Consider the following 15,023-nt stretch of genomic DNA (forward strand, 5'->3'; position numbering starts at 1 on the left):
TGCGCTTACCCGCCCTACATAAGATTATTTCGCTCCATAAACCCTTCCCCACCCAACTGACGCATCTGGCGCATAATCCACGCCTGGCGGCTTCGCACGTAGCCTGACGGGGTGCTGGCCTTAAAACGCAGCGGGTTCGGCAGCACGGCGGCAAGGAGTGCCGCTTCGGACATAGTCAACCTGCTGGCGGGCTTGCCAAAATAGCGCTGCGATGCCGCTTCGACGCCAAACACGCCGTCACCAAACTCCGCGATATTCAGGTAGACGGTCAAAATGCGTTTTTTGCTCCACACCGTCTCGACCCCCAGCGTCAGCCCGGCCTCCAGCCCTTTTCTTACCCAGCTGCGACCGTCCCATAAGAACAGATTTTTTACCGTCTGCTGAGAAAGCGTTGACGCGCCGCGGACGCGGTTTTCATGACGTTCATTATGATCCAGCGCCTTCTCAATAGCCGCCACGTCAAAACCCCAGTGCTCCGGGAATTTCTGATCTTCTGCCGCAATGACCGCCAGCCCCATCCACGGGGAGATTTCATCCATGCCGACCCAGTCTGAGTGGGCAACATAGCCAAAATCACCCGAGAGCCAGGCGCTAATCTGCCGCTCTGCCATCACGGCGGAGAACGGGACGGGCAGGATGCTGAACAGCGCAATGCCTCCGCCCCAAAAAACGGCCAGGACCAGCACAATACGCAGCAGGATCCGTTTTAACCACCCACCAGGGGATAATTTACGACTCATTCGGTAAGAACCAGCACTCTGTCCACCAGCTTTTCAATGCCTGCGGCAGCCTCAGCGATATTCTGCGCCAGCATATACGCCGGCGTGGTGATGATTTTGTTGTCCTCATCCACCACAATGTCGTCGACCGGGCATGGCACGTGCTCGCCGCCCATATCCTCAATAATTTCAGCGGTATCAATGTCGGTTCCGATCGTGAGCCGCAGCGGGAAATCAAAAATTTTCGGCAGCATGGCTGGCGCAATGCAGATAAAGCCCTGCGGCTTACCTGCTGCATGCATCGCCAGCGATAGCGCTTTCAAATCGGGATCGACATGGCACGCCGCGCCTTCTGTTGCAAACGTGCTCAGGTTTTTTGCCGCGCCAAAGCCGCCCGGCACGATGAGCGCATCAAGTTCAGCGGCATCGGCCTGTGCCAGCGGATGAATATCTCCACGCACAATACGTGCTGCTTCAATCAGCACGTTACGGCTTTCCGCCATTGGCTCGCCGGTAAGATGATTCATTACGTCTGCTTGAGTTTTATCCGGCGCGAAGCAGAGAACGTCTGCCCCCTGCCGCGATAATGCCAGCAGCGTTAATACGGTTTCGTGTATCTCTGAACCATCGTAAACGCCACATCCGCTCAGCACGACACCCACTTTCTTCATTCTGACGATCCTTCTAAGCAACTCGCTGAAGCACATTAAAAATTCTGATTAAAACGCTATGCTTCACACATTTCACTGATTCATGTAACAAACTGTTTAAGATTTGCTATCTTATCTGCGTGCGGCCTCAATTTTCAGGCGGCGTCCATGCGAAAACAACCCACAAAAATCAGGCGCAGCCACGATTTCCCTGGTGTTGGCGCAGTATTCGCGCACCCCGGTATAGCCGGGGTCATTTTTTTCTGGCATCTACCCAGGCTTTCAGCACTGCCACATCGTTTTGCCACTCCTGTTTCATCTCTTCGACCCAATCACCTACATTATCTTCCCAGGCAGGTAAATCAGGCGACTGAATCTGTTGGCCCAGTTGCTGGAGATGACGTAACCCGACCGATCCTGCCGCGCCTTTGATTTTATGTCCCTCTTCGACGATGCCCTTCTGGTCACGCGCCGTCAGGTTGGATTCGAGCACGTTCAGATAGCCCGGCATCATTTTTTCGAACACGGCCAGGCCATCGGTGATCAGTTTTGGTCCTACCAGATCGATATACTGCTCCAGCATGGCGGTATCCAGTATCGTTTGGGCTTTGGCGCTATCAACAGACGTCATGGTGCTCTCCTCTTCATCACAGGTATCCCAGAACTTCTTGATCATCGCCGTCAGGGCAGGTACCGCCAGCGGCTTGCTGAGCACATCGTCCATTCCGGCCTCGAGGTACTCTTTTTTATCTTTCAGCACGTTTGCGGTCAACGCCACCAGCGGCGGCAGCTCGTCAGGAGCATATTTGCGCGTCAGCTCGCGGGAGATATCCAGTCCGGTCATGTCCGGTAGCTGAATATCGAGCAGCACCAGGTCGTACTCGCCCGGCGTGAACATCTCCAGCGCGGCTTTGCCGGTCATCGCCACATCCACGCTGTTACCGAGTTTTTCCAGTACCGACCGGGCGACAATGACGTTCAGCTCAATATCTTCCACCAGCAGGACGTGCAGGGCTGGCAGCGGCATATCGTCGTTCTCAAACGTATCTTCCACCTCTTCCGCCACGGCAGGCGCGTGGACGGTAAGCGTAAAGGTGGAGCCTTTACCCGGCTGGCTGGCAACGGTGATATCCCCGCCCATACTTTTCGCCAGACGTTTCGACACCGCCAGGCCAATGCCCGTACCGGTCGCCGGTTTACCGCCGTGGCTGTCTTTAACCTGATAATACATGGCGAAGATCTTATCCTGCTCTTCCTGAGGAATGCCGATACCCGAGTCCTCAACTTCAAAGTGCAGCATGTCGCCTTCGTCATAGCGAATGCGCACCGCAACCTGCCCCTTCTGGGTAAACTTCACGGCATTGCTGATGAGGTTCCACAGGATCTGACGCAGCCGCGTGCCGTCCGTCACCACTTTATGCGGCAGCGGCAGCGTCGGCTCCATCACAAAGCTCAACCCTTTTTGCTGGGCCTGCAAACCTGACAGGTTCTCCAGGTCCGCAAGGAAGCCTGTAAAATCAACCGGCTGGTTGTCGAGCTGAACTTTACGGCGCTCCATCTTATCCATGTCGATAATATCATTGAAGATATTGCCCAGCGTGACCGCCGAGACGTGGATCGTTTTGAGGTATTTTTCCTGCTCGCTGGTCAGCTCGGTATCCAGCAGAATGCGGCTCAGCCCCACAATGCCATTCAGCGGGGTGCGCAGTTCATGGCTGATGGTGGAGATGAAAGTTGTTTTATCCCGGCTGGCGCGCTCCAGCGCATCCTGATAGCGCTTACGCTCGGTGATATCACGGCCAAAGCCCATCAGACCATGACGTTTACCCACCCGGTCGTAATAAGGTACTTTGCGGATCTCAAAGCAGGCTTTGCGCCCGTCGGGGTAGTCCAGCCACTGCTCATAGGTCAGCGAAACGTTATGGCGGAAGACCTTTTCATCCGTCTCCATCACTTTTGCTGCCGCCTCTTCGGAATAGACATCCTGAGGTTTCAGGTGGATCAGCTGTTTTTCGCTTTTCCCGGTCAACAGTTCCATGGCCCGGTTACAGCCGGAGAACTCTTTATCTTCATTACGGTAGAACACCAGATCCGGCGACGCATCGAGGAACGAGCGCAGGAAAGAGGATTGCTGTTCAAGCTGGATCTGCGTGACTTCGCGCTCTTTCATCTCAATTTTCAGCTGCTCAAGCGTGGTCTGACGCTCGGCTTCCGCCTTCTCACGGTCTGAAATTTCCTGATTCAGCTGGGCAATGTTGTCCTTGAGCTGAACGTTGAGTTTAAGATCGCGCTCGCGCATCTCTTCCAGCTTATCCACCAGTTTCGATAAACGCTGTCGGGACTCTTCCAGCTGCTCAACCACCACGGAGAGGAAATAGACCGCCCATGGGGTGATCAGCAGGCCAAAGAAAATAGAGCGGATCACGTCGATGCTCTCGACCTGACCATGCAGAACCATGGTCACGGCCATTTGCACGACAATGGCCAGAACGACCAGCGCCAGCGCCAGCAGCATGGAAAAACGCACCAGCCCGAGCTTCATCATCAGGTCGACGTAGTACTGGGCCAGCATTCGAATTTGCTTCATAGAGGATCCCTTCACGACTTTATCGCTCAATAATACTCAAATTCACGGCGAGGCGTTGAAGGTTGTGAGAAAAAGTGCGGGGTGAAACAGGAGATTAGCCTCGCCCCCGGGCTAGCGGGAGCGAGGAAGACGTTTTATCAGGAGCGTTTTAGCAGCATCCAGAGGCTGATCAGGAAGAAACTGGCGCTCGGCAACAGCGCGCCGATAATTGGCGGAATGCCATACACCAGTGTCAGCGGACCGAAAATCTGATCGAGGACGTAGAACACGAAACCAAAGCTGATACCAGTTACCACGCGGACCCCCATCGGCACGCTACGTAGCGGTCCAAAGATGAACGACAGCGCCATTAGCATCATCACCGCCACGGACAGTGGCTGGAAGATTTTGCTCCACATGTTGAGCTGGTAACGCCCCGCATCCTGTCCGCTCGATTTCAGATACTTCACGTAGTTATGCAGACCGCTGATGGAGAGCGCATCGGGATCGAGCGCTACCACGCCAAGCTTGTCCGGCGTCAGGTTGGTTTTCCAGGTACCGCTTACGGTCTGCGAACCGGTGATCTGTTTCGGGTTCGTCAGGTCAGATTCATCAACCTGGGATAACCGCCACAGCTTGTTGTTCGCATCAAATTTAGCGGAGGCGGCATAACGCACCGACTGCAAACGACGATCGTTGTTGAAGGCGTAGATGCTCACGCCGCCCAGTTCATCGTCCCCTTTCACGCGTTCGATATAGACGAAGTTCTGACCATCTTTCGCCCATAACCCCTGCTGCGTGGAGAGCAGCGAACCACCGTACATAGCCTGAGCACGGTAGTTACGCGCCATCTGTTCGCCCTGCGGCGCGACCCATTCGCCAATCGCCATGGTCAACAGCACCAGCGGGATCGCGGTTTTCATTACCGACAGCGCAACCTGCATACGGGTAAAGCCAGATGCCTGCATCACCACCAGCTCGCTACGCTGAGCCAGCATCCCCAGGCCCAGCAACGCCCCCAGCAGGGCCGCCATCGGGAAGAAGATCTGCACATCTTTTGGTACGCTGAGCAGGGTGTACATCCCGGCACCCAACGCGTCGTAACTCCCCTGCCCGGCTTTTTTCAGCTGGTCGACAAATTTGATAATGCCCGAGAGCGACACCAGCATGAACAGGGTCATCATGATGGTGGTGAAAATCGTTTTACCGATATAGCGGTCAAGTACGCCAAACGCCTGCATTAGATGGCTCCTTTACGCGTAAACCGGGCACGAAGACGACGCACAGGCACCGTGTCCCACAAGTTGAGTCCGACTGCCAGCAGCAGATACAAACCATTCACGACCCAGGTCCAGATCATCGGGTCAATTTTTCCTTTCCCGCCGTTAGACTTGATTGAGGTTTGCAGCAGGAAGAACACCAGATACAGCAGCATCGCTGGCAGCATCGACAGCACGCGGCCCTGGCGCGGGTTCACCACGCTCAGCGGAACCACCATCAGCGCCATCATAAATACGGTGAATACCAGCGTGATACGCCAGTGCAGTTCAGCACGCGCACGATCGGTATCGGTATTCATTAAGGTGCGCATATCCATCTGCTCAGTATCCGTTGGATCGAGCGCGACGGCCTGATGACCAATGATGGCCTGGTAGTTCTGGAAATCGGTAATACGGAAGTCGCGCAGCATAGCCGTGCCTTCGAAACGCGTTCCTTTGTTCAGCGTGACAACCTGAGAGCCGTCTTTACGCTGAGACAGCTGACCGGAGTCCGCCACCACCACAGAAGGCCGAGCGTTACCTTTCGGGCGCAGTTGAGCAAGAAACACGTCATTGAAGCGGTTGCCATCGACGCTTTCGATAAACAGCACGGAGTTACCGTCGGTCGCCTGCTGGAACTGCCCCTGCGCCAGCGCCGCCAGCCCCGGGTTAGCTTTTGCTTCCGCCAGCACCTCATCCTGATGACGAGAGGAGGTCGGCCCCGCCCACATGACGTTAACCGCGGCAACAATGCCCGTAAACAGCGCCAGCACCATGGCTGCTTTTACCAGTACGGCTTTACTGAGGCCGCAGGCATGCATCACGGTGATTTCACTTTCGGTATAGAGCTTACCCAGGGTCATCAGCAGACCAAGGAACAGGCTTAACGGCAGGATAAGCTGCGCCATTTCCGGCACGCCAAGCCCGAGCAGGGAAAGCACCAGATTCGTTGGGATTTCGCCATCAACCGCCGCGCCGAGGATCCTGACCAGCTTCTGACAGAAAAAGATCAGAAGGAGGATAAAGAGGATCGCCAGTTGGCTCTTCAGCGTCTCCCGAACCAGATATCTTATGATTATCACTTTAAATACGCCCGTTAAAACTCGTCTTATGCAGGAATTTAGCTTGTTTCATGGCTTAAACGTCATTTATTCTCTTGAGTCGTTGAAATCATCGCTAAGATTAAAAAACCCGGCGGATTCGCGCTTCATGACATTTATTGACGTGTCGAAACCGTAGTAACGTAAGATTAACACGAAGTCACCACAACGGCGGACATGAGTTACGAAAGGTTTCAATTCTATCCGTAGCCGCCGCCGTTGTCTTTAAGATTCAGGAGCGTAGTGCATGGAGTTCAGTGTAAAAAGCGGTAGCCCGGAGAAACAGCGGAGTGCCTGCATCGTTGTGGGCGTCTTTGAACCACGCCGACTCTCCCCGATCGCCGAGCAACTCGATAAAATCAGCGACGGCTATATCAGCGCCCTGCTGCGCCGTGGCGAACTGGAAGGCAAACCAGGGCAGACCTTGTTGCTGCACCATGTTCCGAACGTCCTGTCCGAGCGTATTCTGCTGATTGGCTGTGGTAAAGAACGTGAGCTTGATGAGCGCCAGTACAAGCAGGTTATTCAGAAAACCATTAATACACTGAATGATACTGGTTCGATGGAAGCCGTCTGCTTCCTGACGGAGCTGCACGTTAAGGGCCGCAACACGTACTGGAAGGTGCGCCAGGCCGTCGAAACCGCAAAAGAGAGCCTCTACAGCTTTGATCAGCTGAAGACCACCAAAAGCGAGCCGCGTCGCCCGCTGCGTAAAATGGTCTTTAACGTGCCAACCCGTCGCGAGCTGACCAGCGGCGAGCGCGCCATTCAGCACGGTCTGGCCATTGCCGCCGGTATCAAAGCGGCAAAAGATCTTGGCAATATGCCGCCAAACATCTGTAACGCCGCGTACCTGGCGTCTCAGGCGCGCCAGCTGGCTGACGCCTACAGCAAGAACGTTATCACCCGCGTTATCGGCGAACAGCAGATGAAAGAGCTGGGGATGCACTCTTATCTGGCGGTCGGTAACGGCTCCCAGAACGAATCCCTGATGTCAGTCATTGAGTACAAGGGCAATCCGTCTGAAGATGCGCGTCCGATCGTGCTCGTCGGTAAAGGGCTGACCTTCGACTCAGGCGGTATCTCCATCAAGCCTTCAGAAGGCATGGATGAGATGAAGTACGACATGTGCGGCGCGGCGGCGGTTTACGGCGTTATGCGCATGGTCGCGGAACTTCAGTTGCCCATCAACGTGATCGGCGTGCTGGCGGGCTGCGAAAACATGCCTGGCGGCCGCGCTTATCGTCCTGGTGATGTGCTGACCACCATGTCCGGCCAGACCGTTGAGGTGCTGAACACCGACGCCGAAGGTCGTCTGGTACTGTGCGACGTGCTGACCTACGTTGAGCGTTTCGAACCTGAAGCGGTGATTGACGTGGCTACACTGACCGGCGCCTGCGTGATTGCGCTGGGGCATCACATCACCGGCCTGATGTCGAACCACAACCCGCTGGCGCATGAACTGATCGGCGCGTCCGAACAGGCCGGCGACCGCGCGTGGCGTCTGCCGCTGGGGGACGAGTTCCAGGAACAACTGGAGTCTAACTTCGCAGACATGGCAAACATCGGCGGTCGTCCTGGCGGGGCGATTACCGCGGGCTGCTTCCTGGCGCGCTTTACCCGCAAGTACAACTGGGCGCACCTGGACATCGCGGGGACCGCATGGCGCTCCGGTAAAGCCAAAGGCGCGACCGGACGTCCGGTGGCGCTGCTGTCGCAGTTCCTGCTCAATCGTGCGGGTTTTAACGGCGACGAGTAATGATAAACGCCGGGTGGCGCTACGCTTACCCGGCTTTGCATTTAAATCCACGACAAGAAACCCCATATATGAAGAATGCAACGTTCTACCTTCTGGACAATGACACCCATCAGGATGGCCTCAGCGCCGTTGAACAACTGGTGTGTGAAATTGCCGCAGAACGTTGGCGCGCAGGTAAACGCGTCCTGATTGCCTGTGAAGATGAGCAGCAAGCGATTCGCCTGGATGAAGCGCTATGGGCGCGCCCGCCGGAGAGTTTTGTTCCGCATAACCTGTCGGGCGAAGGTCCACGCGGCGGGGCACCGGTGGAGATTGCCTGGCCGCAAAAACGCAACAGCAGCGCGCGCGACATTCTCATTAGCCTGCGGACAGACTTTGCAGATTTTGCCACCGCTTTCACAGAAGTGGTAGACTTTGTCCCTTACGAAGAATCTTTGAAACAACTGGCGCGCGAACGCTACAAAGCGTACCGCCTGGCCGGTTTTAACCTGAATACGGCAACCTGGAAATAATGGAAAAGACATATAACCCACGCGATATCGAACAGCCGCTTTACGAGCACTGGGAACAGCAGGGCTATTTCAAGCCTAACGGCGACGAAAGCAAAGAGTCCTTCTGCATCATGATCCCGCCGCCGAACGTCACCGGCAGTTTGCATATGGGGCATGCTTTCCAGCAGACCATCATGGATACCATGATCCGCTACCAGCGCATGCAGGGTAAAAACACCCTGTGGCAGGCGGGGACTGACCACGCGGGTATCGCGACCCAGATGGTGGTTGAGCGTAAAATTGCCGCTGAAGAGGGTAAAACCCGCCACGACTACGGTCGCGACGCGTTCATCGACAAAATCTGGCAGTGGAAGGCAGAATCCGGCGGCACCATTACCCGTCAGATGCGCCGCCTCGGCAACTCCGTGGACTGGGAGCGCGAGCGCTTCACCATGGACGAAGGCCTGTCCAACGCCGTGAAAGAAGTCTTCGTCCGTCTGTACAAAGAAGACCTGATTTACCGCGGCAAACGCCTGGTCAACTGGGACCCGAAACTGCGTACCGCCATCTCTGACCTGGAAGTGGAAAACCGCGAGTCTAAAGGCTCCATGTGGCACATCCGCTATCCGCTGGCAGACGGTGCGAAAACCGCCGACGGTAAAGATTACCTGGTGGTGGCGACCACCCGTCCGGAAACCCTGCTGGGCGATACCGGCGTGGCCGTTAACCCGGAAGATCCGCGTTATAAAGATTTGATCGGCAAATTCGTGGTGCTGCCGCTGGTGAACCGCCGTATTCCGATTGTGGGCGACGAACACGCCGACATGGAAAAAGGCACCGGCTGCGTGAAAATCACCCCAGCGCATGACTTCAACGACTATGAAGTCGGTCGTCGTCATCAACTTCCGATGATCAACATTCTGACCTTCGACGGCGATATCCGCGAAAGCGCAGAAGTGTATGACACCAAAGGCAACGAGTCCGACGTTTATTCCAGCGACATCCCGGCTGAGTTCCAGAAGCTGGAGCGCTTTGCCGCGCGTAAAGCCATCGTAGCCGCCGTTGACGCGCTCGGCCTGCTGGAAGAGATTAAGCCTCACGATCTGACCGTGCCGTACGGCGACCGTGGCGGCGTAGTTATCGAGCCAATGCTGACCGACCAGTGGTACGTGCGTGCCGACGTGCTGGCGAAACCGGCTGTGGAAGCGGTTGAGAACGGCAGCATTCAGTTCGTGCCGAAGCAGTACGAAAACATGTACTTCTCCTGGATGCGCGATATTCAGGACTGGTGTATTTCCCGTCAGCTGTGGTGGGGTCACCGTATCCCGGCGTGGTACGACAACGAAGGCAATGTCTACGTTGGCCGCACCGAAGAGGAAGTGCGTCAGGAAAACAACCTGGGCGCTGACGTTGCCCTGCGCCAGGATGAAGACGTGCTGGATACCTGGTTCTCCTCCGCGCTGTGGACCTTCTCTACCCTCGGCTGGCCGGAAAACACCGACGCGCTGCGTCAGTTCCACCCAACCAGCGTGATGGTCTCCGGCTTCGACATCATCTTCTTCTGGATCGCCCGCATGATCATGATGACCATGCACTTCATCAAAGACGAAGACGGCAAGCCGCAGGTTCCGTTCCATACCGTTTACATGACCGGCCTGATCCGCGACGACGAAGGCCAGAAGATGTCCAAATCCAAGGGTAACGTTATCGACCCGCTGGATATGGTAGACGGTATCTCTCTGGAAGAGCTGCTGGAAAAACGTACCGGCAATATGATGCAGCCGCAGCTGGCGGAGAAAATCCGCAAGCGTACCGAGAAGCAGTTCCCGAACGGGATCGAATCTCACGGTACCGACGCCCTGCGCTTCACCCTGGCGGCGCTGGCCTCCACCGGCCGTGACATCAACTGGGATATGAAGCGTCTGGAAGGTTACCGTAACTTCTGTAACAAGCTGTGGAACGCCAGCCGCTTCGTGCTGATGAACACCGAAGATCAGGATTGCGGCTTTAACGGCGGCGAAATGACCCTGTCTCTGGCAGACCGCTGGATCCTGGCGGAATTTAACCAGACGGTTAAAGCATTCCGCGACGCGCTGGACAGCTACCGCTTCGACATCGCGGCAGGCATTCTGTACGAATTCACCTGGAACCAGTTCTGCGACTGGTACCTGGAGCTGGCGAAGCCGGTCATGAACGGCGGTTCTGAAGCGGAACTGCGCGGCACGCGTAATACGCTGATTACCGTTCTGGAAGGTCTGCTGCGCCTTGCGCACCCGATCATTCCATTCATCACCGAAACCATCTGGCAGCGCGTGAAGGTGATTGCCGGTATTAATGCCGATACCATCATGCTCCAGCCGTTCCCGGCATTCGACGCCGCGAAAGTGGATGAAGCCGCGTCTGCGGATACCGAGTGGCTGAAACAGGCGATCGTTGCGGTACGTAACATCCGCGCGGAAATGAATATCGCTCCGGGTAAACCACTGGAACTGCTGCTGCGCGGTTGCAGCGAAGCTGCCGTTCGTCGCGTCACCGAGAACAACACCTTCCTGAAAACCATGGCGCGTCTGGAAAGCATTACCGTGCTGCCTGCCGATGACAAAGGTCCGGTTTCCGTGACCAAAATCATCGACGGCGCGGAGCTGCTGATCCCGATGGCGGGTCTGATCGACAAAGACGCGGAGCTGGCGCGTCTGGCGAAAGAAGTGGCGAAAGTCGACGTGGAAATTGGCAAAATCGAAAGCAAACTGGCGAACGAGGGCTTTGTGGCCCGCGCGCCGGAAGCGGTCATCGCCAAAGAGCGTGAGCGTCTGGTTGCCTTCGCCGATGCGAAGACCAAACTGATCGAGCAGCAGGCGGTTATCGCAGCCCTGTAATGCTTTTACCCCTTACGCTTCAGGGCGTAAGGGGTATCCTTCCTGAAAACTCCTCGCTTGCACTCCCCTTTCTGCGGTGCTATTAACAGCAGTTGTGTGTCAATTTTTGTCATGAGTAATGCTATGAGCGTGATTACCCCCGTCGCGACGACAATGCGTCGGATCACTGAGCAGGACAACCCGGCTATCGCCGCCGTTATCCGCACGGTTTCTGCCGAATATGGCCTGACCGCCGACAAAGGCTACACCGTGGCCGACCCCAATCTGGACGAACTTTTTCAGCTGTACAGCCAGCCGGGTCATGCCTACTGGGTCATTGAACAGGACGGCCAGGTCGTGGGCGGCGGCGGCATTGCCCCACTGCTTTGCAGCGAGCCGGATATCTGTGAACTTCAGAAAATGTATTTCCTGCCAACGATACGCGGACAAGGCCTGGCGAAAAAGCTGGCGCTGGTCGCCCTGGAACATGCACGATCACAGGGCTTTAAACGTTGCTACCTCGAAACCACCGCTTTCCTTAAAGAGGCCATTGGCCTGTATGAGCATCTGGGCTTTGAGCATATCGATGCGCCACTGGGCTGCACGGGCCACGTGGACTGCGAAGTCAGGATGCTGAAAAGTCTGTAAGTTTCGTTCCTGCCGTCTTCTGTTAAGCGTCTGTAAACTGAATGCTCTACACTCACAGTTCACACCAAAACAGGGGAAACGCGATGTCGAAGATAAAAAGCTACGCCGCACCGCAGGCGGGTGCAGAACTTGAGCTGTACGAGTACGATGCGGGCGAACTAAAAGCGGAAGACGTCGAAGTACAGGTTGATTACTGCGGGATCTGCCACTCGGATCTCTCGATGATCGACAATGAATGGGGCTTTTCCAGCTATCCGCTGGTTGCCGGGCACGAAGTCATTGGCCGCGTCGTGGCGCTCGGCAGCGCCGCGCAGGACAAAGGGCTGAAAGTGGGCCAGCGCGTGGGTATCGGCTGGACGGCACGCAGCTGCGGTCACTGCGATGCCTGTATCAGCGGCAACCAGATCAACTGCCTTGAGGGCGCAACGCCGACCATCCTTAACAAGGGCGGTTTCGCCGATAAGCTGCGCGCCGACTGGCAATGGGTTATCCCGCTGCCGGACAGCATTGATATTGAATCCGCAGGTCCGCTGCTGTGTGGCGGTATCACCGTATTTAAACCGCTGCTGATGCATCACATCACCGCCACCAGCCGCGTCGGCGTGATCGGTATTGGCGGTCTGGGGCATATTGCCATCAAACTGCTGCATGCGATGGGCTGTGAAGTGACGGCGTTCAGCTCTAACCCGGCGAAAGAGCAGGAAGTGCTGGCGATGGGTGCGGATAAAGTGGTGAACAGCCGCGATCCTCAGGCACTCACCGCCCTGGCAGGCCAGTTTGACCTGATCATCAACACGGTAAACGTCGATCTCGACTGGCAGCCGTACTTTGAAGCGCTGGCCTACGGCGGTAACTTCCACACCGTGGGTGCGGTGATGAAGCCGCTGCCGGTTCCGGCGTTTACCCTGATCGGCGGGGATCGCAGCGTGTCAGGCTCCGCGACCGGTACACCGTACGAGCTGCGCAAGCTGATGAAGTTTGCCGGACGCACAAAAGTGGCACCCACCACCGAGCTGTACCCGATGTCAAAAATCAACGAAGCGATCCAGCACGTGCGCGACGGCAAAGCCCGCTACCGCGTGGTGTTGAAAGCGGATTTTTGATGTGACATTGCCGGGGAATGTGCGGCCTGATGCCCTCACCCCAACCCTCTCCCTCAAGGGAGAGGGGGCCGTCTGTGCAGGCATTATTTTGTGGGGATCCCTCAGCTCACAGGGAGAGGGCGCAAACACTAAAAACGGTAACGGTTGTTACCGTTTTGCATCTACCATGGTCTTAAAAACTTCCGCCACCGCGACTGCCCCCGGATCCATCACCCCGTCCAGATTCTCTTTATTCACATACGACGAGCGTCCCGCGCCGGCTTTCGCCATTTTTGCCGTTGCTTCGGCGCCCTGCTGCGCGGCCTGCGCTGCCGCCTGAATATTGCCTTTCTGTAACGCCTCCAGCGCCGGTTGCAGCGCATCGATCAGCGTACGATCGCCGAGATCCGCGCCGCCATACTGCTTCATCTGCGCAAGTCCGCTCAGCAAGGCTTCAGGTAGCGGCTGTCCATCGTGAAGCTTTTGTCCTGCCGCCGTGAAGAAGATCGACATCAACACCCCACTCGATCCGCCCATCACCGTTGCCAGCCGCTCGCCTACCAGCAGGAGTAATGTCGGCACGTCGTTAAGGGGCAGGTTGTTCTCCTCAAGTCGCTGCGCAATATCCCGCGCCCCTTGCGCAAAAGTGGAGCCCGTGTCGCCATCGCCTACTTTGGCATCCAGCGCGTTAAGGCGGTTTTCCAGCTGAATCAATGTTTTCGTTACCGAGGCGACGGCCTCGCTCACCTCCGTATTGTCCGACGGGGCATATTCCACGCGATCATGAAGGGCGCTATGTGGGACGGTACGCAGGGGCGCGAACGCCACGGGCTTCTGCCAGCCCAGCGTCTCGACCTCGGCGTGAATCGCCTTCTCGAAGAAATCGTTGAGCTTTAGCAGCGTTAACGAAAAGCCTTTCATATCCAGCGCACTTACCAGCGGCGCCGGGCCAATCAGATACGCAATGTTCTCTTTCAGCGCCGAGTGCGCCAGCTCTTTGGTCAGCAGCGCCATCTCCAACGCCGATACGCCACCAAGATTGTTAATCAGCACCGCAAAACGCCCCTCCCCCGCCTGCGCGCGTAACGGCGTCACCAGCGTGTCGATAATGGCTTTGCTGTTTTGCGTATCCACCACGGAAGCTCCCGGCTCGCCGTGAATGCCCAGGCCCAGCTCGACATGGCCTTGCTTAATCCGCCCCTCTTCATCGTCGCTGCCCGGCAGGTTGCACGTTTGCATCGCCACGCCCAGGCTCCAGAGGTTATCGCAGGCCTGTTGCGCAATATCCCGCACGTCGTTTAGCGATTTCCCCTGCTCTGCCGCATATCCCGCAATTTTATGCACCAGCGCCGTTCCCGCGATACCACGCGGCTGCTTGTTATCCGGCAGGGCGATATCATCCGCCACGATAACCATCTCGACCTTCAGGCCGTAGCGTTTGGCTTTTTCCGCCGCCAGGCCAAAGTTAAGCCGGTCGCCGGTGTAGTTTTTCACAATCAGCAGGCAGCCACGGTCGCCCGTCACCGCCACAATGGCATTGAGGACCGCATCCACGCTTGGGGAGGCGAACAGATCGCCACACACCGCTGCGGTAAGCATGCCTTTGCCGACGAACCCGGCATGTGCCGGTTCATGGCCGGAGCCGCCACCGGAGATCACCGCCACGCGGCTTTTATCCCAGTCGTCGCGAGCCACCACGCGGATGGCCGGATCGATATCCAGTTTGACGAGATTACCGTGCGGCGCGGAGAGAAGTATGCCTTCAATGGCATCGTTGACAAGCTGTTTGCGGTCGTTAAAAAAGAATCTGGACATAGTTTCCCAAAATTTTGTTTACCGTATGCAAAAGCATAGTCCGCACTGGATAATGCGCCGCAAAGTGAGGAATTTACGC

The 15,023-nt window shown here is 56.5% G+C and carries 11 protein-coding genes; 5 read left to right on the top strand and 6 right to left on the bottom strand.

The window, feature by feature from the left end:
- Window positions 1–14: 14 nt before the first annotated feature.
- From mtgA to lptF, 5 genes are all read right to left on the bottom strand, one after another.
- Window positions 15–740, bottom strand: coding sequence for a monofunctional biosynthetic peptidoglycan transglycosylase (gene mtgA / locus SK47_RS19275; protein ID WP_003861874.1), 726 nt, complete (start codon window positions 738–740; stop codon window positions 15–17).
- Complete coding sequence (gene elbB / locus SK47_RS19280; RefSeq protein WP_003861876.1) at window positions 737–1,390, bottom strand: isoprenoid biosynthesis glyoxalase ElbB; 654 nt, start codon at window positions 1,388–1,390, stop codon at window positions 737–739. The genes mtgA and elbB overlap by 4 nt, the downstream gene beginning before the upstream one ends.
- A 232-nt stretch (window positions 1,391–1,622) precedes the next feature.
- Window positions 1,623–3,956 (bottom strand): aerobic respiration two-component sensor histidine kinase ArcB, encoded by a 2,334-nt coding sequence (gene arcB / locus SK47_RS19285; protein WP_000809803.1) that lies wholly within the window; start codon window positions 3,954–3,956, stop codon window positions 1,623–1,625.
- Window positions 3,957–4,093: 137 nt separating this feature from the next.
- On the bottom strand, window positions 4,094–5,176 hold the full coding sequence (lptG, locus tag SK47_RS19290) for an LPS export ABC transporter permease LptG (protein ID WP_001147540.1): 1,083 nt from the start codon (window positions 5,174–5,176) through the stop codon (window positions 4,094–4,096).
- Entirely contained in the window at window positions 5,176–6,276 is a 1,101-nt protein-coding gene (lptF, locus tag SK47_RS19295; RefSeq protein WP_003861881.1) for an LPS export ABC transporter permease LptF, read from the bottom strand. The genes lptG and lptF overlap by 1 nt, the downstream gene beginning before the upstream one ends.
- Before the next feature lie 265 nt (window positions 6,277–6,541).
- Between lptF and pepA the strand changes: the two genes are divergently transcribed.
- From pepA to SK47_RS19320, 5 genes are all read left to right on the top strand, one after another.
- Window positions 6,542–8,053 (top strand): leucyl aminopeptidase, encoded by a 1,512-nt coding sequence (gene pepA, locus SK47_RS19300; RefSeq protein WP_003861882.1) that lies wholly within the window; start codon window positions 6,542–6,544, stop codon window positions 8,051–8,053.
- Between the two features lie 68 nt (window positions 8,054–8,121).
- The gene (gene holC / locus SK47_RS19305; protein WP_003861884.1) at window positions 8,122–8,565 is read left to right on the top strand and encodes a DNA polymerase III subunit chi; all 444 of its coding nucleotides are present in this window, start codon (window positions 8,122–8,124) and stop codon (window positions 8,563–8,565) included.
- A complete protein-coding gene (locus SK47_RS19310; RefSeq protein WP_017382726.1) occupies window positions 8,565–11,420 on the top strand; it encodes a valine--tRNA ligase in 2,856 nt (951 codons plus the stop codon). Before holC ends, SK47_RS19310 begins: the two co-directional genes overlap by 1 nt.
- Window positions 11,421–11,543: 123 nt before the next feature.
- Window positions 11,544–12,047, top strand: a complete 504-nt coding sequence (locus tag SK47_RS19315) for a GNAT family N-acetyltransferase (RefSeq protein WP_003861887.1) — start codon at window positions 11,544–11,546, stop codon at window positions 12,045–12,047.
- Window positions 12,048–12,130: 83 nt separating this feature from the next.
- Window positions 12,131–13,150 carry an NADPH-dependent aldehyde reductase Ahr gene (locus SK47_RS19320; RefSeq protein WP_003861889.1) on the top strand — a complete coding sequence of 340 codons (1,020 nt, stop codon included), beginning with the start codon at window positions 12,131–12,133 and terminating at the stop codon, window positions 13,148–13,150.
- Window positions 13,151–13,297: 147 nt separating this feature from the next.
- On the opposite strand, the gene SK47_RS19325 is transcribed toward SK47_RS19320, so the two are convergent.
- On the bottom strand, window positions 13,298–14,944 hold the full coding sequence (locus tag SK47_RS19325) for a dihydroxyacetone kinase subunit DhaK (RefSeq protein ID WP_048244941.1): 1,647 nt from the start codon (window positions 14,942–14,944) through the stop codon (window positions 13,298–13,300).
- Between the last annotated feature and the right edge of the window lie 79 nt (window positions 14,945–15,023).

The organism is Enterobacter sp. BWH52, from assembly GCF_001037565.1.
In the GTDB taxonomy this organism is placed as follows: domain Bacteria; phylum Pseudomonadota; class Gammaproteobacteria; order Enterobacterales; family Enterobacteriaceae; genus Enterobacter; species Enterobacter hormaechei_C.

Excerpts from the sequence above, each read along its gene's own strand:
- mtgA (WP_003861874.1), bottom strand. The coding sequence starts at position 740 with ATGAGTCGTAAATTATCCCCTGGTGGGTGGTTAAAACGGATCCTGCTG.
- elbB (WP_003861876.1), bottom strand. The coding sequence starts at position 1,390 with ATGAAGAAAGTGGGTGTCGTGCTGAGCGGATGTGGCGTTTACGATGGT.
- arcB (WP_000809803.1), bottom strand. The coding sequence starts at position 3,956 with ATGAAGCAAATTCGAATGCTGGCCCAGTACTACGTCGACCTGATGATG.
- lptG (WP_001147540.1), bottom strand. The coding sequence starts at position 5,176 with ATGCAGGCGTTTGGCGTACTTGACCGCTATATCGGTAAAACGATTTTC.
- pepA (WP_003861882.1), top strand. The coding sequence starts at position 6,542 with ATGGAGTTCAGTGTAAAAAGCGGTAGCCCGGAGAAACAGCGGAGTGCC.
- holC (WP_003861884.1), top strand. The coding sequence starts at position 8,122 with ATGAAGAATGCAACGTTCTACCTTCTGGACAATGACACCCATCAGGAT.
- SK47_RS19310 (WP_017382726.1), top strand. The coding sequence starts at position 8,565 with ATGGAAAAGACATATAACCCACGCGATATCGAACAGCCGCTTTACGAG.
- SK47_RS19315 (WP_003861887.1), top strand. The coding sequence starts at position 11,544 with ATGAGCGTGATTACCCCCGTCGCGACGACAATGCGTCGGATCACTGAG.
- SK47_RS19320 (WP_003861889.1), top strand. The coding sequence starts at position 12,131 with ATGTCGAAGATAAAAAGCTACGCCGCACCGCAGGCGGGTGCAGAACTT.
- SK47_RS19325 (WP_048244941.1), bottom strand. The coding sequence starts at position 14,944 with ATGTCCAGATTCTTTTTTAACGACCGCAAACAGCTTGTCAACGATGCC.